At 46.2% G+C, this 20076-nt stretch carries 16 protein-coding genes; 1 reads left to right on the top strand and 15 read right to left on the bottom strand.

From position 1 onward, the window contains the following. Positions 1-81 precede the first annotated feature (81 nt). Together mutT and secA are read right to left on the bottom strand one after the other, a co-directional pair. Positions 82-480, bottom strand: a complete 399-nt coding sequence (gene mutT, locus NL644_RS18075; RefSeq protein ID WP_005396433.1) for an 8-oxo-dGTP diphosphatase MutT — start codon at positions 478-480, stop codon at positions 82-84. Between the two features lie 166 nt (positions 481-646). Continuing rightward, on the bottom strand, positions 647-3376 hold the full coding sequence (secA, locus tag NL644_RS18070; RefSeq protein WP_005396435.1) for a preprotein translocase subunit SecA: 2730 nt from the start codon (positions 3374-3376) through the stop codon (positions 647-649). Between the two features lie 408 nt (positions 3377-3784). Between secA and NL644_RS18065 the strand changes: the two genes are divergently transcribed. Further along, positions 3785-4243: a DUF721 domain-containing protein gene (locus NL644_RS18065; protein WP_012842148.1), complete on the top strand. Its 459-nt coding sequence runs from the start codon at positions 3785-3787 to the stop codon at positions 4241-4243. A 113-nt stretch (positions 4244-4356) separates the two neighbouring features. Here NL644_RS18065 and lpxC read toward each other — a convergent pair whose 3' ends face one another. From lpxC to ftsL, 13 genes are all read right to left on the bottom strand, one after another. After that, positions 4357-5274 (bottom strand): UDP-3-O-acyl-N-acetylglucosamine deacetylase, encoded by a 918-nt coding sequence (lpxC, locus tag NL644_RS18060; RefSeq protein ID WP_005381871.1) that lies wholly within the window; start codon positions 5272-5274, stop codon positions 4357-4359. A 101-nt stretch (positions 5275-5375) separates the two neighbouring features. After that, the gene (gene ftsZ / locus NL644_RS18055) at positions 5376-6614 is read right to left on the bottom strand and encodes a cell division protein FtsZ (RefSeq protein WP_012842149.1); all 1239 of its coding nucleotides are present in this window, start codon (positions 6612-6614) and stop codon (positions 5376-5378) included. A gap of 30 nt (positions 6615-6644) precedes the next feature. Continuing rightward, positions 6645-7907 (bottom strand): cell division protein FtsA, encoded by a 1263-nt coding sequence (ftsA, locus tag NL644_RS18050; RefSeq protein ID WP_012842150.1) that lies wholly within the window; start codon positions 7905-7907, stop codon positions 6645-6647. Further along, positions 7900-8682, bottom strand: a complete 783-nt coding sequence (locus NL644_RS18045) for a cell division protein FtsQ/DivIB (protein ID WP_012842151.1) — start codon at positions 8680-8682, stop codon at positions 7900-7902. Before NL644_RS18045 ends, ftsA begins: the two co-directional genes overlap by 8 nt. A gap of 192 nt (positions 8683-8874) precedes the next feature. Beyond that, the gene (murC, locus tag NL644_RS18040; protein WP_167394134.1) at positions 8875-10332 is read right to left on the bottom strand and encodes a UDP-N-acetylmuramate--L-alanine ligase; all 1458 of its coding nucleotides are present in this window, start codon (positions 10330-10332) and stop codon (positions 8875-8877) included. A gap of 22 nt (positions 10333-10354) precedes the next feature. Continuing rightward, positions 10355-11422 carry an undecaprenyldiphospho-muramoylpentapeptide beta-N-acetylglucosaminyltransferase gene (murG, locus tag NL644_RS18035; protein WP_114323147.1) on the bottom strand — a complete coding sequence of 356 codons (1068 nt, stop codon included), beginning with the start codon at positions 11420-11422 and terminating at the stop codon, positions 10355-10357. Beyond that, positions 11409-12605 (bottom strand): cell division protein FtsW, encoded by a 1197-nt coding sequence (ftsW, locus tag NL644_RS18030; RefSeq protein WP_005396444.1) that lies wholly within the window; start codon positions 12603-12605, stop codon positions 11409-11411. The genes murG and ftsW overlap by 14 nt, the downstream gene beginning before the upstream one ends. Before the next feature lie 18 nt (positions 12606-12623). After that, entirely contained in the window at positions 12624-13937 is a 1314-nt protein-coding gene (murD, locus tag NL644_RS18025) for a UDP-N-acetylmuramoyl-L-alanine--D-glutamate ligase (RefSeq protein WP_114323146.1), read from the bottom strand. Positions 13938-13976: 39 nt separating this feature from the next. Beyond that, positions 13977-15059, bottom strand: a complete 1083-nt coding sequence (mraY, locus tag NL644_RS18020) for a phospho-N-acetylmuramoyl-pentapeptide-transferase (protein ID WP_005372931.1) — start codon at positions 15057-15059, stop codon at positions 13977-13979. Beyond that, positions 15059-16423, bottom strand: a complete 1365-nt coding sequence (gene murF / locus NL644_RS18015; RefSeq protein ID WP_046873994.1) for a UDP-N-acetylmuramoyl-tripeptide--D-alanyl-D-alanine ligase — start codon at positions 16421-16423, stop codon at positions 15059-15061. Before murF ends, mraY begins: the two co-directional genes overlap by 1 nt. Next, a complete protein-coding gene (gene murE, locus NL644_RS18010; protein WP_114323145.1) occupies positions 16420-17901 on the bottom strand; it encodes a UDP-N-acetylmuramoyl-L-alanyl-D-glutamate--2,6-diaminopimelate ligase in 1482 nt (493 codons plus the stop codon). The genes murF and murE overlap by 4 nt, the downstream gene beginning before the upstream one ends. 62 nt (positions 17902-17963) lie before the next feature. Beyond that, the gene (locus tag NL644_RS18005; RefSeq protein ID WP_114323144.1) at positions 17964-19757 is read right to left on the bottom strand and encodes a penicillin-binding transpeptidase domain-containing protein; all 1794 of its coding nucleotides are present in this window, start codon (positions 19755-19757) and stop codon (positions 17964-17966) included. Next, positions 19754-20071, bottom strand: coding sequence for a cell division protein FtsL (gene ftsL, locus NL644_RS18000; RefSeq protein ID WP_005396451.1), 318 nt, complete (start codon positions 20069-20071; stop codon positions 19754-19756). Before ftsL ends, NL644_RS18005 begins: the two co-directional genes overlap by 4 nt. Positions 20072-20076 lie beyond the last annotated feature (5 nt).

The following is a 20076-nucleotide window of genomic DNA, read 5'->3' as shown; positions in this document are numbered from 1 at the left end:
GGTTTGCTCTCGTTCTCTCGTTTCGCTTAATCTGTTTAAACTAACAACATACCGTGGTTACCACAAGCAAGTTCATCGAGCTTAAGCAAACTCTTTTACAACACGCTCCAAGATAGGTACGTTCGCTTCAGGAAAGGTGTAGTCGCCCAATTCGCTGATCTCAACCCAGCATCCTTCTTGACCTTCTCGACCGTAAGGCTCATTACTGAATTGAGATACTGTAATAAAATCAAACTTGAGTGATTTGTCTGGATAGTCGTATTCCAAGTGTTCAAAAGGGGCTTGCTCAATAACTTCAATTCCCACTTCTTCTTCGAGTTCTCTTGTAATAGCAAGCTCAATACTTTCTCCCGGCTCGACTTTGCCACCCGGAAACTCCCAAAACCCGCCTTTGTGCTTATCATCAGGACGCTTTGTAATAAAGATCTTTGACTTGTCTTGGTTAAAAATAATTGCCGCGACTATGTGAATTCTTTTCATGGGGATTCCTAACTCTCAAGACCGTTGTACTTTACTATTGTGACAACGAGCTTCTACATCTCAAAAACTTTCTGACCTATCAAACTTATGGAATTTGATAGCCAAAGAATTTATTTAAAAAAAGAGTCGCCTAAGCGACTCTTTGATAAATAATCCGACTAACAGATTAGTCGATTTTGCCGTGGCACTGTTTGTACTTCTTGCCACTGCCACAAGGGCAAGGTTCATTACGACCTACTTTACGTTCATCACGTACCATTGGTTGATTTGAACCTTCTTCAGATTCTTCGCCTTCAGAAAGCGGATTTTGTGCTGCAGCGTGTTGCGCTTGCGCACGACGAGCGGCTTCTTCAGCTTGCGCACGACGCTGTTCTTCCATACGTTCAACTTCTTCTTGTTGCTGAACGCGAACACGAGATAGAACAGTAATAACGTCTGTTTTCAGCGCTTCTAGTAGACCCTCAAACAGTTCAAACGACTCACGTTTGTATTCTTGTTTTGGGTTCTTCTGTGCGTAACCGCGTAAATGGATACCTTGACGCAAGTGATCCATCGCAGCCAAATGCTCTTTCCAAAGCGTATCCAAAGTCTGAAGCATGACCGATTTTTCGAAGTTGCGAAGCACTTGTGCGCCCACTACTTCCTCTTTCTCTTTGTACACTTCAACGGCTAGGTTGATGATCTTTTCACGTAATGCTTCTTCGTAAAGCTTGTCGTCTTCTTCAAGCCATTGCTTCACTGGCGCATCAAGATCGAAGTCCGCTTTCAAGCGCTCTTGTAGACCTTCAACATCCCACATATCTTCTAGTGACTGTGGTGGAATGTACTCATCAATAACCGCTGTTAGCACATCTTCACGGTTTTGCTCGATCATGCCGCTGATGTCTTCAACGTTCATTAACTCGTCACGCAGTTCGTAGACAACCTTACGTTGATCGTTCGCTACATCATCGTATTCAAGCAACTGCTTACGGATATCAAAGTTCCGACCTTCCACTTTGCGCTGTGCTTTTTCAATTGAGCGAGAAAGCATTTTCGATTCAATAGCTTCACCTTCTTCCATACCACTTTGAATAAGGCTCGCCATACGATCAGAAGTGAAAATACGTAGCAAAGAGTCTTCCATAGATAGGTAGAAGCGCGATGAACCCGCATCACCTTGACGACCAGAACGACCACGTAGCTGGTTATCAATACGGCGAGATTCGTGGCGCTCAGTACCGATGATATGTAGACCACCAGCTTCTAGCACTTGGTCATGCACCACTTTCCACTCTGCTTTAATCGCATCGATTTGCTCTTGAGTTGGGTTCTCTAAAGCTTCAACTTTTGATTGCCAGCTACCGCCAAGCACAATGTCCGTACCACGACCGGCCATGTTGGTCGCGATAGTTACCGCACCAGGCATGCCCGCTTCAGCAACAATTTCCGCTTCTTTCTCATGGAATTTCGCGTTCAATACGTTGTGTTTGATCTTAGCCTTCTTCAATGCGTTAGAAAGAAGTTCTGACTTTTCAATCGACACAGTACCAACAAGCGTTGGCTGCCCTTTGGCAACACGCTCTTTAATATCTTCAATGATTGCCGCAAACTTCTCTGCTTCAGTACGGTAAACCACATCTGGCATATCGTTACGAATCATCGGCTTGTTGGTTGGGATAACCACCGTTTCCAAACCATAGATAGACTGGAATTCGAACGCTTCAGTATCCGCTGTACCTGTCATACCTGACAGTTTTTCGTATAAACGGAAGTAGTTCTGGAAGGTAATAGAAGCCAAAGTTTGGTTTTCGTTTTGGATCTTAACGCCTTCTTTCGCTTCTACTGCTTGGTGAAGACCTTCAGACCAACGACGACCTGGCATTGTACGACCAGTGTGTTCATCAACGATGACCACTTCGCCTTCATCAGTAACGATGTAATCAACGTTACGCTCGAATAACACATGAGCACGCAAAGCAGCATTCACGTGATGCAACATGCTGATGTTAGCCGGAGAGTAAAGTGTATCCCCTTCCTCCATCAGACCGTTTTTCACCAACAGTTCTTCAACGTATTCTTGACCTGTTTCTGTTAGGTATACTTGCTTTGATTTTTCATCAACAGTGTAGTGACCATCACCACGGTATTCTTCAGAGTCTTCTTTATCTTGCTTTTTCAGATGCGGGATCAAAAGGTTGATTCGAGTGTATAGCTCAGAGCTATCTTCAGCAGGACCAGAAATGATCAAAGGAGTACGAGCTTCATCAATTAGGATTGAGTCCACCTCATCGACAACAGCAAAGAAGCGATCACGCTGTACACGGTCTTCGCTACGGAAAGCCATATTGTCACGAAGGTAGTCAAAACCAAATTCATTGTTGGTTCCGTATAGAATGTCAGCTTGGTACGCTTCTTTTTTCTCTTGAGGAGGCATGTTTGGCACGTTTACGCCAACGGTCATACCTAAAAATTCAAATAGAGGGCGGTTCGTCTCAGCATCACGTTTAGCTAGATAATCGTTCACTGTTACGATGTGAACGCCTTTACCAGCAAGAGCATTTAAGTAAGCTGGAAGCGTTGCAGTCAGCGTTTTACCTTCACCTGTACGCATCTCCGCAATTTGACCCGCATTTAGAACCATACCACCGATAAGCTGAACGTCGAAGTGACGCATGCCGTAGACACGCTTAGATGCTTCACGAACCGTAGCAAAAGCTTCAGGAAGTAGTTTATCAAGAGTTTCACCTTTCTCTAGGCGCTCACGGAACTCAACCGTCTTTGCTTTTAACTCTTCATCACTTAGAGCTTCGAATGTTGGCTCGTAGTTATTAATTTCTTTTACAATTTTTCTAAGGCGGCGCAGTGTTCGGTCGTTGCGACTGCCAATCACTTTTGTCAGTAGCTTAGTTATCATTTTTCGTGAATCTCTCTTTAATCAGACCGTTCCCGATCTACTCATAATGCCTTCAGTCTCTGCCAGTTTGGAACTAAGAATACTGAGATAAATCATTTATCAAAGATATTGAGTTCAAACATCCATATTTCAAGGCTAAGTTTCGAAACAATGTGGCTTAGTGTAAGGATTTTTCATCGATACAACCATAAATAGACGTATTTGTTTGAAGCACTCTGAAGTTTTTACTTAAAGTGGTGACTGATTAGACGATATTGCATACCACAATATGTGTAATTTATTCAGAGCAGACTTTGCTTTTTACCTTGCTACATTGTAAAACTGAAGCGAAAGACGTTAATGTAAACTATACCTTGATAGAAAGCTGCTCTAGAATAGCTGATATCTCAACAAAATTAGATTTTACCTATGCGTGATCACCGTCCAACCTCGACTGAAGATGTTATTGCTGAATCACAGTTCAAGCAGATTCAAGAACATGCTGGAGAAATCTTACAGCTTAACCAAGCTTTGCAAGAGATCTTACCCACAGGGACGGCCGATCATTGCCGGGTGGCGAATGTTCGTAACGGCCACCTATTGATCGATGTTTCTAGTGCCGCGATCAAAATGAAGATCGATTACGATCGCCTCATGATCCTAAATAAACTTCGTACTCAAGGCTTTGCCAAACTGATGAGCGTTGAAGTGAGGATCAATCCATCATTATACAGAAATCGTTTCGAACAAGACGACAGACCTAAACGTCCACCATTAACAGAATCTGCAGCAAAGTCATTGATGACGATTGCCGACATGGCACCGCCTAAAATTCAAGAGCGTTTAAAGCGATTGGCTGATATGGCAGAAAAGAAAGACCGTAAATGATCGTTATTTCAAGATGCTGAAAAGCTCGAATGCTATTAATAAGTCCAAGATTAAAGCCAAATAGCAAAAAACCAGGCATAAGCCTGGTTTTTATTAATTTTAATGCCGAGTATTTACGCAAGCACCATATTTGGTTCAGCGAATGCTACTGGTGAGCCGACTTCTTCTTCGAATGTAGTCCACTCCCACGCTTCCTGATCAGCAAGAACAGCTCGCAGAAGTTGGTTGTTCAAACCGTGACCCGATTTAAAGGCGCGAAATTCACCGATGATTGGGTGACCACACATGTAAAGATCACCAATCGCATCCAACACTTTGTGAGTCACAAACTCATTTTCAAAGCGTAGACCTTCTTCGTTAAGAATACGGTAATCATCCAATACGATAGCATTGTCGAAGCTACCACCCAAAACTAGGTTTTGAGATTGTAGATATTCGATATCACGCATAAAGCCAAACGTACGTGCACGAGAAATTTCACGAACGAAGCCTTTTGAAGAGAAATCAAACAGCAAGCGCTGTTCGTCTGACTCAATAGCAGGGTGATTAAATTCAATTTCGAAGTCCATGCGGAAGCCGTTAAATGGTACAAACTCTGCCCATTTATCGCCATCTTCAAAACGAACTGGCTTTTTAATACGGATGAAACGTTTTGGCGCATTTTGCGTTTCGATACCTGCTTGTTGTAGCAAGTATACAAATGGGCTAGCACTACCATCCATAATTGGAATTTCAGGTGCGTCTACTTCGACAACAATGTTGTCGATGCCCATACCAGCAAGTGCCGCATTCAAGTGCTCTACAGTTGAAATACGCACACCTTCGTCGTTTACCAAAGCAGTACATAGCATGGTGTCACGAACAGAAGCTGGATCAGCTGGAAAATCTACAGGTGGGTTTACATCTGTACGACGGTAAATGATACCTGTATTTGCAGCAGCCGGGCGCAGAGTAAGCGTGACTTTACGACCAGAGTGGAGGCCCACACCAGTTGTTTTCACTATTTCTTTCAGAGTACGTTGTCTGATCATCTGCTTGCCTCTCAAAAATTTGCTACAAAACACGGCCGTCTGTAACGTCGACCGTGAATGCTACCATAATTTTGAGCCATGTCAAATTTATGGATTAAAGATTAATCAGCCTGACGACGCAAAAATGCCGGGATATCTAAATAACCACTTTCCTTCTCTTGCTTCGGAGCCGCAGAGCTTTGGCTCGACGATGCTGGAGAAGAAGAAACTGTATTTGTAGGCTGAGGAGTTACCTGTGGCTTCTCTTGCACTTGATTATTTTGCAAGGTTTGTGCCGGTTTCTCTTCAGCTTGCGTTGCCGCCGCTTGCTGTTGTGGTTGAGCCTGCGGCGTCGGAGCCACTTTCGCTTTACCACCCGCAACTAGCGTGATATCTGGTTTTTTCTCATTGCCAATACCTGTCGCTACAACTGTTACGCGGATTTCGTCCGTCATATCTGGGTCTAGAGAAGTACCGATAACAACAGTTGCATTGTCAGAAGCAAATGCTTTCACTGTATTACCAACCGTCTCAAACTCGTCAAGACGCATATCCAGACCTGCAGTAATATTGACAAGAACACCACGAGCGCCCGCTAGATCGATGTCTTCCAGAAGTGGGCTAGAAATTGCCATTTCAGCCGCTTCTTCAGCACGATCTTCGCCTTTAGCAATACCGCTGCCCATCATCGCGTGACCCATTTCAGACATTACTGTTCTTACGTCCGCAAAGTCGACGTTGATCATGCCAGGGCGAGTAATTAGCTCTGCAATGCCTTGAACTGCGTTCTTAAGAACGTCGTTCGCACTTGCAAAAGCTTCTAGTAGCGTGACACCACGGCCAAGTACTTTAAGCAGCTTTTCGTTTGGAATCGTAATCAAAGAGTCAACGTGCTTAGACAGCTCATCGATACCTTGCTCAGCGAACGCCAAACGCTTTTTGCCTTCAAAGCTGAACGGTTTTGTCACTACCGCGACAGTTAGAATGCCAAGCTCTTTAGCTACTTCAGCAATAACAGGTGCTGCACCAGTACCTGTACCGCCACCCATACCAGCTGCGATAAACACCATATCGGCGCCAGTTAGGGAATCTTTAATTCTATCTCTGTCTTCGAGAGCTGCGTCACGGCCAACCTGTGGATTAGCACCTGCACCCAGACCTTTGGTGATATCGCCACCGATCTGAATAACATTGCCAACGCTTGTCTTACGAAGTGCTTGCGCATCAGTGTTGACGCTGATGAATTCCACACCTTCGATGGATTCACGCACCATGTGTTCAACGGCGTTACCACCGCCGCCACCAACCCCAACGACCTTGATTACTGCATCGTCAGACATTTCCATCATCGGTTCAAACATGTGTTGTCTCCGTTTATCCTGCAACTCAGGTTAAAACTCTTTTTGTATCCAGTTACGCAATTTATCGAAAAAGCCAGTAACAGATGAGCGTTTAGGTTCATTATAATCGCTATCGTCGCTAGACTGCATGTCTCTTGCGTAATGAAGTAATCCAACTGCCGTAGAATGGTACGGCTCTTTTACATAGTCAGTTAATCCGCTGACTTCGAGCGGTTTGCCGACCCTTACTTGATTGCGGAATACGCGTTCCGCACATTCTATCACTCCGTCCATTTGCGCAGCACCGCCGGTGAGTACAACTCCCGCAGCTAGATGGTGCTTTATACCCTCTTCGCGCAATTTCGCTTGTACAGAGTCAATAGTTTGGTTAACCAGTCCCATAAGCTCAGAGTAGCGTGGCTCAATCACTTCTGACAACGTTTGACGTTGCAGACTACGTGATGGTCGCCCACCTACGCTTGGTACATTAACCGTGTCATCCTTACTGACCAGTTCACTCAAAGCACAGCCATATTTGACTTTTATTTCTTCAGCATCGCTCACTGGCGTACCAAAAGCAAAAGCAATATCGCTGGTTACAGCATTTCCTGCGTACGAAAATACTTCTGTGTGACGTAACGCACCGCCAGTCCAGATGGCCACATCCATCGTGCCGGCGCCAATATCCACCACACAAACTCCAAGCTCTCTTTCATCCTCGGTGATTACTGCATTACTTGCAGCAAGCCCAGAAAATACGAGTTGCTCTACTTTAAGGCCGCATCGTTCTACCGCCTTAATAATATTGCGTGCCATGTCATTATGGCATGAGATAAGGTGGACACTTACTTCCATTCTTACCCCAGATAAACCAAGCGGATTTTTGATTCCCTCTTGGTAATCAATGGTGAACTCTTGCGGAATCACATGAAGGATTCGCTGTTCATCACCGATTTTAATCGATTTTGCGGTATGGATAGCGCGATCCATGTCTTCTTGAGACACTTCTTCATCTGAAATCGTGCCCATACCTTTTTCAATTCGGCTTGCGATATGCTTACCAGACAACGAAATGAAGACTCGGCTGATCTGGCACTCGGCCATCAATTCAGCTTGATCAATTGCACGTTGTACTGATTTTACAACCGACTCCAAGTCATTCACGCCACCTTTATCCATGCCACGTGAAGGGCTACTACCTGCGCCAATAATATTAATTTGACCGTCTGGTAGAACCTCACCCACTAGAGCCGATACGGTTGCAGTGCCTATATCAAGACCAACAATAATGTTGTCATCAGCGGCCTTAGTCATCTGTACTCTCTTCTAACTCTTGTTCAGGAAACCAACCAACTGCGGCTCCTGTATCGTACCTAAGATCGATATAACTGATTCTTTGCGTGTCACTGCCAAGCTTGTTATAGAGCTTAAAAAATCGCTCTATACGCTCAAGAAGAGACTCTTTACCGAGCTCTAATCGAATACCGTTATCAAGGATGATTTGCCAAGCTCGTCGCTCGTTTAATACCAGCGACGATATCGCTAAACCCAATTGCTGAAACTTAGGACTCAAATCACGGTAAGTCTGTAAGACTTCTGGTCCGCTGTCTTTGGGTCCGTACAGTTTCACTTTTTCTTCTTGTAACAGAGCCACATCGCCATCAAAAACAAACCCGTTTTTATCTAACAGTTCGTTGCCATTCCAAATGGCTTCAGGTTGATGCTCTGTCAAAAAAACTTTTACTGTATCCGGCCACTGCTTTCGGATTGCGGCATGCGCCACCCATGGCAGAGCTTCGACACTTTGCTGTAATACATCAATATCCTGAGACATAAATGTACCGATGTGATCTATTCGACTAAATGCAGCCTGCACATCGTCAGCTTGGACATACTCCAGTTTTCCCTGAAGTACTATTTTGGAGAGAGGTAACCTTTGGTCATCCCACATCCAACTGATCGCCGAGTACAAAACAGAACTAATTAAGGTCACAACCACAACGAAAAATAACGCACCCAAGATTTTCTCTTGGCGACCACGGTTATTATCCGTGTTTGGTCGCTCGTCATTCAGTGCAATATTCAACAACGTCTTCGTTTCCTGACTTTTGTCGTGTACTTTTTACCCACATAATTACGCAGAGGTAAAAGTCTTGACTTTAACCTTGGGATTATACTGAGCTCTTGTAAACTATCAAACACTGATAGCAATAAATCACAATGATATTGACGCAAAATCGAGATCTGAGTTTTTATCTGTCCTTCGCGCCAACAATCTGTGTTAACCAAGCATCTTGTTTATATTTAATTCAAGACCTGCCAGTTGTTTCGCCACTTTACCAACATCACCCGCACCTTGCGTTAAGATTAGGTCGCCGTCTTGTATAACGTTAGCTAAAACTGAAGGTAATTGCTCGATTTCTGGAACAAAAATCGGATCTACCTTACCTCGGCTGCGAATTGTGCGACACAATGAACGTCCATCAGCTCCTGCAATTGGCTTTTCACCTGCGGCATAAACATCCAACATGATTAATACATCAACTTGCTCTAGCACATTCGCAAAGTCATCGTACAGATCACGAGTACGGCTATAACGGTGTGGTTGGAAAATCATAACGAGACGTTTATCTTGCCAACCGCTTCGCGCAGCATTAATGGTCACATCAACTTCTGTTGGGTGGTGTCCGTAATCATCCACTAACATGGCATGACCATTACCAGTATCAAACTCGCCAAGGTGATCAAAACGTCGTCCCGTGCCTTGCGTACCGGCCATTGCTTTTAGAATTGCATCGTCTTCAATGTCATCTTCAGTAGCCACTGCAATCGCAGCCGACGCATTAAGTGCATTGTGACGACCTGGAATGTTCAGAGTGATATCTAGGTTGGCACGCCCTTTACGTACTACCGTAAATTTGCCTTGCTGACCTTCTTGACGATAGTTTTCAATGCGTACGTCAGCATCTTCGGAGAAACCGTAAGTAATCACTTGACGACTAATACGTGGGATTAACTCTCGAACCACAGGATCATCAATACAAACAATAGCTTGGCCGTAGAACGGTAGATTGTGTAGAAAATCAATGAAGGTTTGCTTTAACGTTTCAAAGTCACCACCATAAGTATCCATATGATCGGCTTCGATATTAGTGACGATACTTACCATTGGTTGCAGGTGCAGGAATGACGCGTCGCTCTCATCCGCCTCGGCAATTAGAATACGACTCGAGCCTAAACGAGCATTTGTACCAGCGCTTTTCACCAAGCCGCCGTTTACAAACGTTGGATCAAGGCCTGCTTCAGAATAGATTTGTGTCACGAGTGCCGTCGTCGTCGTTTTACCGTGCGTGCCCGCAACGGCAATACCATGACGGAAGCGCATCAACTCAGCGAGCATCTCAGCACGACGTACAATAGGGATACGTAACTCCCGCGCTGCCATCACTTCTGGGTTTTCTTCGTTGATAGCGGTTGAAACCACAACCACACTGGCTTTTTCAACATTGCTAGCTTGGTGCCCGATAAATACCGTCGCACCTTTTGATACTAAACGCTCTGTCACAGGGTTTTCTGATAGGTCAGAACCCGTGATTTGATAGCCTTCATTCAACAGCACTTCTGCAATGCCGCTCATGCCCGCACCACCAATACCGATGAAGTGGATGGATTTCACGCGGCGCATCTCTGGCACCATGGCGCGAATCTGAGCTAAGTCTTGTGTATGTTGGATTGTCATCAATTCTATTCTCAATAATTCGTTAACGCTTTTCGGTCAAAGCGACAATGGCTTGTGCGACAACTCGGTCGGCATTCAATTTAGCAGCGCCACGCGCTTGCTCAGCCATCGAAAGTAAAGCTTGGCGATCCAATTGTTGGATCTGCTGAGTCAAAGACTCAACGGTTAAATCTGGTTGTTCAATCATTTTCGCTGCGCCGCATTCTACTAGATGATCGGCATTCAGTGCTTGTTGGCGATCTTTATGCATAAAAGGAATAAAGATCGCACCAACGCCAGCAGCAGAAACTTCAGAAACGGTTAACGCCCCTGAACGACAAACTAAAAGGTCAGCCCATGCATAAGCCTCTGCTACGTCGTCAATGAACTCTGTGACTTCTGCATTTACCACACCATTAGCTTGGTATGCTGCGTTCACTTCTTCGGCGGAACCTTTGCCCGCTTGATGACGAATACAGTAATCACCGCCCAACTTTGCCATCACTTCTGGCAGAGTTTGGTTAAGAATGCGTGCACCTTGGCTACCGCCCATCACCAGAATACGAATTGGGCCTTGGCGATCTTGCATTCGCTCTGCAGGCGCTTCTAATCTTGTTAGGTCTTCACGAACTGGGTTACCGACTACCTCAGCATTAGGGAAGGCGCCTGGGAAAGCCTGAAAAACCTTCTTAGCGATTTTCGATAACCATTGGTTCGTTAAACCTGCTACTGCATTTTGTTCATGCAGAACAACAGGAATGCCACTCATCCAAGCGGCAATACCGCCCGGGCCGCTAACATAACCGCCCATACCAAGTACTGCGTCTGGCTGCCAGCGTTTCATGTGAGCACGAGCCTGCATAATGGCATTGATAATTTGAAATGGTGCTGCAAGAAGACGTTTAACGCCTTGACCTCGTAACCCTTTCACTTTGATAAAATCGATTTCAATGCCATGTTTTGGCACCAAATCCGCTTCCATTCGATCCGCCGTGCCTAACCAACGGATCTCCCAGCCTTGCTCTTGCAGCTGTTTTGCTACAGCTAACCCTGGGAATACGTGACCGCCAGTACCACCAGCCATCACCATCAAACGTTTATTTTGTTTCATTAGTTTGTTGTTCTGATTGTTGTTGCTCGCGTTTCAAGCGGCATTCGTAATCGATACGCAGCAATATGGAGACTGCGACGGACATAATAATCAGACTGGAACCACCATAACTGATTAGCGGAAGTGTTAAACCTTTGGTTGGTACGATACCAGCTGCAGCACCAACGTTCACCAAGGTCTGGAACGCAAACCAAATACCGATACCGAAAGCCAGATAACCGCCGAACATTTCGCCTTCTTCAAACGCACGCTTGCCTATGTAAACCGCTTTTAGCACTAAGCTAAAAATCAGCATTAAGACCAGTACTACACCCACGAAACCAAGCTCTTCAGCAAGTACGGCAAACACAAAGTCGGTATGCGCTTCCGGTAGATATTCCAGTTTTTGAATTGAATTACCAAGACCTTGACCGAACCATTCACCACGACCAAACGCCATCAAAGACTGAGTCAACTGATAGCCACTGCCAAATGGGTCTTCCCACGGGTCAAGGAAGGAGGTTACTCGTCGCATACGGTATGGTTCGACTAAAATCAAACCTACCACAGCGCCGATACCTGCCACCATCAACGCGAGAAACTGCGTCAGTTTTGCGCCTGCGATAAACAGCATGCCAAACAGTGTTACTAGCATCACGACGACCGTACCCAAGTCTGGCTGACCTAGCAGTAATACTGCGAAGAAAGCAAACACCATGATTGGCTTCATAAAGCCACCAAAGAAGGTTTGTCGTACTTCGTCTTGCTTTCGAACTAAGTAACCAGACATGAAGATAAACAGCGATAGCTTCGCGACTTCCGCTGGCTGAAGGTTAAACAGCCCAAGGGGAATCCAACGAGACGCACCATTAACCGACTTACCCGCCAAGAGCACGATGATTAACAGTGCGAAAGAAGCCCAAAGTAAGTAATGGCTCTTCTTAAACCACTCTTGCAAAGGCACTTGCAAAATAACAGCGGAGGTCCCTAACGCCAGCACGAGAAACGTCGCATGACGAAACATAAAGTGGAACGGCTGTTCGGTTAATCGAGAGCTGATTGGAAATGATGCAGAGGTTACCATCACCAACCCCGTCAACATCAAACCCAGTGCAATCCACACTAACTGACGATCAAACATCGCCTCTGGGGCTGGATGCTTGAGCCAATTGCCAATACTGCGTTTAACGTTACCTAAACCCACGAAGTGTGTAACCTTTAATTATGCATATTTCTGAGCAAGAGCAGCGAAGACATCGCCCCTTGCCATAAAGTTGTCGAATTGATCAAAGCTAGCACATGCTGGAGACAGCATCACCATATCGCCTGGTTTTAACTGCGAAGATACTTGTTGAATCACATCTTCCATGGTGTCGAAACGTATTGCAGATTCATGCAGTGGCATAAATTCATCGCCATCAGCGCCAAAGCAGCACAGTTGCAAGTTAAGCGTCGCGAAGATCGGTTTTAATGGCGAGAAGTCAGCACCTTTGCCAACACCACCAACGAGCAAGTAGAGCTTGCCTGTCGATTCCAAACCAGATAGCGCAGCCATAGTGCTCGCAATATTAGTTGCTTTAGAGTCATTCACCCATTTTACGCCTTGATTATCCGCAACCACCTGGCATCGGTGTGTCAGTCCCGTGTAATTTTTAAGTGCATTCAATGCGTTGTGATAATCAACGCCCGCAGCCTTTAAGAGCGCTAAAACGACCAATGCATTGGATAAGTTGTGTTTACCAACCAACTTAAGCTCATCACTTGCGACGACTCGTTGACCGTGATCGAGCAGCCAAGTACGGTTGCCATCCACCTCGAGACCAAAGTCCTGATTGTCGCTGCCAAATGTCACCAATGGCATCTCTGCGTCTGGGAAGGTTTCTTGATCATCACGGTTCACTACCGCAAGAGCAGCGTTGTCAAAAATACGCAACTTGGCTTGTCGATAATCAGACATGCCTTGATAACGATCCATATGATCTTCAGAAAGATTCAGGAACGCTGCAGCTTTGAGCTTTAAGCTTGACGTTGTTTCCAACTGGAAGCTTGAGAGTTCAAGCACATATAGGTCTGCGTCATGTTCTAGTAAATCCAAGGCAGGAACGCCGATATTGCCACCAACGCCAACTTCCAAACCCGCGGCCTTGGCCATCACGCCAGTGAGATCGGTGACTGTGCTCTTACCGTTTGAGCCCGTAATCGCAATCACCGGTTTCTGCACCGCCCAGGCGAATAACTCAATATCACCAACTACTGTCGTGCCTTTTGCTAATACGGCTTGGATCTCTGGTGTCGCTAGCGCAATACCAGGGTTGGTCACGATAAGATCCGCGTCAGAAAGCCAGTCTGTATTCCAACCACCACTATGCAGTTGAACATCTTCCGGCAAGCGCTCTACACCCGGAGGGTTTACGCGAGTATCAATGACTTTGACCACAAGCTGTGGCTGATTTTTTCTTAGGTGTTTAACGACAGAGAGCCCGGTAATACCGAGCCCTATGACGACAACACTATGTATGTTTTGCCAACGTTCCATATTTGATCACACTGTAAATCTTGTTCTTGGAAAGTGCGATTAACGCACTTTCAATGTCGCAAGACCAATCAGAACAAGAACCATAGAAATAATCCAGAAACGCACGATTACGCGAGGTTCTGGCCAACCTTTCAATTCGTAGTGGTGGTGAATAGGTGCCATACGGAAGATCCGCTGACCACGCAGTTTGTATGAACCCACCTGTAGAATTACCGACAGCGTTTCCATCACAAACACACCGCCCATGATCACCAACACCAACTCTTGACGAACGAGAACAGCAATAGTGCCTAATGCGCCGCCAAGCGCTAGTGAGCCGACATCACCCATGAACACTTGTGCTGGATACGTGTTAAACCACAAGAAACCAAGGCCTGCACCGACGATTGCTGTACATACGACAACCAACTCAGAAGCATGTGGTAAGTATGGAATATGAAGGTATTCAGAGAAGTTAACGTTACCCGTCGCCCATGCAATAACCGCGAAGCCTGCAGCAACAAGAACCGTTGGCATGATTGCCAAACCGTCTAGACCATCGGTCAGGTTAACCGCGTTACTCGTACCGACAATCACAAAGTAAGTCAGGATAATGTACATCAAACCAAGTTGCGGCATGATGTCTTTAAAGAATGGCACTACGAGCTGAGTGGCTGCAGTGTCTTTACCGTAAGCGTACAATGCAAAAGCCACGACAAACGCGATCAACGATTGCCAGAAGTACTTCCAACGCGCGATCAAACCATCGGTATTTTTGCGGACCACTTTACGATAATCATCAACAAATCCGACTGCACCGTAGCCAAGCAAAACCGTCAAGACCGCCCATACATATGGGTTGGATAAGTCAGTCCAAAGCAAGATTGTGATTGAGATGGCCGCTAAGATCATGATACCGCCCATCGTTGGAGTACCACGCTTACTAAAGTGAGATTCAGGACCTTCGTTACGTACTACCTGACCAATTTGCAGCATTTGCAAACGCTTGATCATGATTGGTCCCATCCATAATGACAGACCCAGAGCGGTTAATACGCTTAGAATTGCTCGAAAAGACAAGTATTCAAACAATCGGAAAAAAGACAGGTATGGCTGTAGCAGCTCGGCAAGCCAAATAATCATTAATAATACTCCTTCAAAGCAGCAGCGACTTCAAACATACGTGCACCGTTCGCTCCTTTCACCAAAATCGTATGGTTTTCAGGAACGGCTTGGTCTAGATGCTGCTTGATGTATTCAATCATCTCTTGGTGCGTCTCAAAATGAATGCCTTGGCAAAGCTCACTGATCACCTTGGCGTCTGCACCATATGTGAGAACATGTTCAAATTTTTGTGGGGCAGCATGTTCCCCGACTTGACGATGAAGTGCAAGACTTTCCTCGCCCAATTCCGCCATATTACCTAAAATCAGCCAGCGCTGACCTGGGAAAGCAGCTAATAAGTCAACCGCCGCTTTCATGGCTGGCACGCTTGCGTTGTAGCTGTCATCAATCAATTTGATTTTTTCGCTCAGCGCTTCAACCTCGACGCGACCTTTCACTTTGTTTAAATGTTTAAGGCCAGCGCGAACCTCTTCTAATGTGGCGCCCATTTGTAACGCAATAATAGAAGCTGCGATTGCATTCGCCACGTTGTGTTGACCTATAATACCCAGAGACAGTTCAATTTCTTGTGAGCTTGCTGCGATATGTAGGTTAAAGCTGGCCTCTCCCGCGGCATTCATCACGATATTTGATGCATAGTAATCAGCCGCAGAATTACTTTGTGAGAAGGTGATAACTTCCTTATCCGCCAGCACGCTTTCCCACTTTGTTTCGCCATTGCTGTCTAAATTGACAATCGCAATACTACCTGCAGCAAGACCTTGGTAAATTTCACCTTTGGCTTGTTTCACGCCATCAATAGAACCAAAGCCTTCAAGGTGCGCAGCGGCTACATTATTCACTAACGCGATATCTGGTTTTACTAACTGCGTTGTGTAAGCAATTTCACCGATATGATTAGCACCAAGCTCAATCACGGCATAGTCGTCATCCTGCTGTGAGCGCAATAACGTCAACGGAACACCAATATCATTATTGAAGTTACCTGCAGTAAACAGCACTTTGCCTTTCAATTGCAGAATGCTCGCGACCATTTCTTTGACGGTCGTTTTACCACAACTGCCTGTGATGGCAACGGTAGGTGTTTGGCAAGTTTGATGCACCCAAGAGGCTAACTCACCCAGTGCCATTTTGGTGTCCGACACCACGACTTGTGGCACATTCACATCTAGATGTTTTTGTACGAGTAAAGCACCTGTGCCTGCATCCACCGCTTGTTGGCAAAAGTTATGCGCATCAAAGCGCTCACCCACCAGCGCAACAAATAAAGCACCGTTGTCAATCGCTCGTGTATCAGTAGAAACCGCGTCGATAAGTAGATCATCGCCGAATAGCTCACCGCGAGTGATGTTGGCAATTTGAGATAACGTTACTTTGATCATAAGGACAATCCTAAAAGCTGCATAGCAGACTCACGGTCGGAGTAATGAATCGTTTCGCCATTCCGAATTTGATAATCTTCGTGGCCCTTACCCGCTAACAAGATGATGTCTTTTGGCGAAGCATTCTCAACCGCATAAGACAGTGCTTTGAAACGATCATGCTGCACAATCGCTTCGGCAGGTTTTGACAGCCCAGCTAACATGTCTTTTACAATCTGAACCGGATCTTCACTGCGTGGGTTATCGTCAGTCAACACCACTCTGTCGCCTAGACGCTCTGCAATTTCTGCCATCATTGGGCGCTTACCTGCATCGCGATCGCCTCCGCAACCAAAAATAGCCCACAGCTGCCCCTCACAGTGAACTCGTAAAGCTTGCAGTGCTTTTTCTAGTGCATCAGGAGTATGGGCATAATCGACCACGACTTTGGCACGGTCCTCTGTCTGGAATAACTCCATTCGGCCGAGTACAGGTTGTAACTGACCTGCGGTTTCGAGTAACGCTTGTTTATCCTTACCCAAGCTTAATAAGGTCGCAAAAGCGAGCATTAAGTTGGTTGCGTTAAACTCACCAATCAGTGGCGCGTGCAATTGACCTGAGCCAAATTTACCATCGAATTGGATAGTAATCCCCGACTCCGCGTAACGGACATCTGTCGCCCAAATTGCGCTTTCAAACTCAGTGTTCGGTTTGAGTGACACTGCAATCGCATTGCTCAACTGCGTCGCCCATGCATGACCGACCTCATCATCGACATTGATAATGGCACGTTCACATTGATGTTGCGTAAACAACTCCAGCTTTGCATTGGCGTACTCTTCCATCGTGCCATGATAATCTAGGTGATCACGACTTAGATTAGTAAATACACCCGCCGCAAACGACAACGCCTTGACACGGCCTTGCGTTAAGCCATGAGAAGAGACTTCTAGCGCGGTGTATGTGGCTTGTTGATTTGCGAGAGAGGAGAGCGTTTTCTGAATTTCTACCGCATTCCCTGTTGTATTCGCGGCTTGCTGTAAATTGTCGAGAAAACCATTTCCCGTCGTGCCCATCACTGCCGCTTTGTGGCCAAGTAGCTCTAGCCATTGTGCAATTAGCTGGGTAATGGTGGTTTTGCCGTTGGTACCGGTGACACCAATCAAATCCATATCTGGGTAAGCATAGAGCTTTCCAGCGATTGCAGATAAACGTTGATCCAACGTATCGAGGTAAATAACGGGAACGTCATCGATGATTTCCACCGTGCTGTGTGCTTTTACATCACAGGCTTGCGCTAGAACCGCATTGGCCCCTTGCTCAATGGCAGAAGCAATGAAGTTACGCCCATCCACAACATGGCCAATCACCGCAACAAACGTGGTTCCAGGTTGAACTCTTCGGCTGTCGAGCTCCAATTCAGAAACAAGAACGGACGATAAGCTTGGGCAATCCACCCAAGGGGAAAGCAGCACGTCCATACTGATGGCTTTAGTCATATTTGTTCTCCGAGCTTTGGCTCAGGTTTTCTTAATTTTGTTTGCTCAGTAAGCCACTCGGCTTACTGCTGGAATTTGTTTTCGTCTGGTGCAACATTGAGTATTTGTAGCGCGCCTTTCATGATTTCAGAGAAGACAGGAGACGCTACCGAACCACCATAGTAATCATCACCTTGAGGCTCGTTTACGATCACAACCAATGCAATTCGCGGATCGCTAACCGGAGCAAGCCCTGCCGTATAAGTAATGTACTCATCGCTGTATCCACCTGCAGACGCTTTACGTGAGGTACCTGTTTTGGCTCCCACTCGATAACCAGGAACTGCCGCTCGACGAGCCGAGCCTCCTTTTTGGGTTACGGTTTCCAGCATGTCCAAGACCTGGCGTGCGTACTTTGCACTCACGACTTGGCGCGACATGTCATGATCATTGCTTTCGATAATATGGATTGGCTCGTATTTGCCGAGATTTCCAAGCGTCGCATAGGCATGCGCTAACTGGATTGGCGTTATCGATAGACCATAACCAAACGCAATCGTGGCACGTTCAATAGGAGACCATCGTGTTCGTGTCGGGAAGATACCAGTCACTTCCCCAACGAGGTTCAGACCAGAAAGCTCACCAAAGCCCACAGAGCTGTACAGACCGAGCAACGCCTCTACTGGCATTTGCATTGCCAGCTTCGTCACACCGATGTTACTCGATTTTTTGAGGATCGTGGTCAAGCTCGCTTTACCCACACGGGATACATCTCTTACTCGGCTACCACCTAAACGAAGTACACCATTACCGGTATCTACGATGGTATTTTTATCGGCTACCCCATTTTCTAAGGCGGCTAAAATAACGAAAGGCTTAATGGTGGAGCCTGGCTCCATCGAGTCCGTGATCACTCGGTTACGCATTTTATAGCTTTGCCAGTCGCTACGATTGTTAGGGTTGTAGGAAGGCGCATTCACCATGGCCAATACGGCGCCGGTTTTCACGTCCAACATAACAACGGAGCCTGATGTGGCGCGATGGTCCGCAACGGCTTGTTTAATCGCACGATAAGCAATCGCCTGTAGGCGCTGGTCGATTGTCAACTGGAGTGACTTACCTTCTTGCTTGTCTTGCCACGCAATGTTTTCTACGACGCGACCATAACGGTCTTTACGAATGGTTTTCTTACCTGCGGCGCCAGTAAGCCACTCATCGTAGCTACGCTCAACACCCTCTAGACCATGCCCATCAATCCCCGTCACCCCAACTAAGTGAGCACTAACCTCACCGGCAGGATAGTAACGACGAGATTCTGACTTAAGACCCACACCAGGCAGCTTTAGCTCACGAATATAGTTCGCCATGGCTGGACTCACTTGGCGCTGCAAGTAAATAAAGCGGCGCTTTTCATTGTGCTTGATCTTGTCTATCAACCCTTGTCGGTCAACACCAAGAACATCCGCTAATGCATACCAACTCTTGGTCTGGCTTAAGGCATTTTCTTTAAATATCGTCGCGGGATCCGCCCAAACGGCCTCAACAGGCACACTGACAGCGAGCGGCTCACCATTTCGGTCCGAAATAATACCGCGTGCAGAAGGAATGGATTTCACACGAACCGAGCGTAGGTCACCTTGTTTAATCAGGTTATCCGGTTCAATGATTTGAATATAGGCTACGCGCGCCACCAAAAGTGCAAATGCACAAAAGACAAAAAACAGTAATAGATGGAAGCGCCAACGAATCAGAAAGGATTCTTCAACCGCCACTTTCACTGCTTTTTTCTCGGTTTTCGTATCCCCCGAAGCGTTTTTTTCTTTCGCGACAGGTTTACGCTTGTTGCTTGGTTTCGTGTTGGTTTTCTTTCTAATCATTTGAGCGTGACAACCACTTCTTTATCGCCATCAGGTCGTTTCATTTCAAGTTCTTTTTTGGCAAGGTCTTGAACACGACTGTGTTCCGCGAGGGCCGTTTCTTCCAACATCAGGTTGCGCCATTCGCTATCTAAACGCTCTCGTTCAACCAAAGTGTGATCTTTTTCGGTGATCGCTTGACGCGCATGGTGGGTAGCAAATACCACTCCCATTGCCGATGCCACGATCAATAGCAACAACACTAATGGCCAGCGACCAACGGTGATAAGATCCGTTGCAATCAACTTAGCAAGGTTAGGAGTGGGTTTCGTCATAATAA

The sequence above is a fragment of the Vibrio sp. Y10_XG_PY6 genome, assembly GCF_024181795.1.
GTDB classification, from domain to species: domain Bacteria; phylum Pseudomonadota; class Gammaproteobacteria; order Enterobacterales; family Vibrionaceae; genus Vibrio; species Vibrio diabolicus.
The sequence above is the reverse complement of the archived record's forward strand: the minus strand, read 5'-3'. Positions and strand labels throughout refer to the sequence as shown.

Coding starts and splice junctions, on each gene's coding strand:
- mutT (WP_005396433.1), bottom strand. CDS start 480: ATGAAAAGAATTCACATAGTCGCGGCAATTATTTTTAACCAAGACAAG.
- secA (WP_005396435.1), bottom strand. CDS start 3,376: ATGATAACTAAGCTACTGACAAAAGTGATTGGCAGTCGCAACGACCGA.
- NL644_RS18065 (WP_012842148.1), top strand. CDS start 3,785: ATGCGTGATCACCGTCCAACCTCGACTGAAGATGTTATTGCTGAATCA.
- lpxC (WP_005381871.1), bottom strand. CDS start 5,274: ATGATCAGACAACGTACTCTGAAAGAAATAGTGAAAACAACTGGTGTG.
- ftsZ (WP_012842149.1), bottom strand. CDS start 6,614: ATGTTTGAACCGATGATGGAAATGTCTGACGATGCAGTAATCAAGGTC.
- ftsA (WP_012842150.1), bottom strand. CDS start 7,907: ATGACTAAGGCCGCTGATGACAACATTATTGTTGGTCTTGATATAGGC.
- murC (WP_167394134.1), bottom strand. CDS start 10,332: ATGACAATCCAACATACACAAGACTTAGCTCAGATTCGCGCCATGGTG.
- murG (WP_114323147.1), bottom strand. CDS start 11,422: ATGAAACAAAATAAACGTTTGATGGTGATGGCTGGTGGTACTGGCGGT.
- murD (WP_114323146.1), bottom strand. CDS start 13,937: ATGGAACGTTGGCAAAACATACATAGTGTTGTCGTCATAGGGCTCGGT.
- mraY (WP_005372931.1), bottom strand. CDS start 15,059: ATGATTATTTGGCTTGCCGAGCTGCTACAGCCATACCTGTCTTTTTTC.
- murF (WP_046873994.1), bottom strand. CDS start 16,423: ATGATCAAAGTAACGTTATCTCAAATTGCCAACATCACTCGCGGTGAG.
- murE (WP_114323145.1), bottom strand. CDS start 17,901: ATGACTAAAGCCATCAGTATGGACGTGCTGCTTTCCCCTTGGGTGGAT.
- NL644_RS18005 (WP_114323144.1), bottom strand. CDS start 19,757: ATGATTAGAAAGAAAACCAACACGAAACCAAGCAACAAGCGTAAACCT.
- ftsL (WP_005396451.1), bottom strand. CDS start 20,071: ATGACGAAACCCACTCCTAACCTTGCTAAGTTGATTGCAACGGATCTT.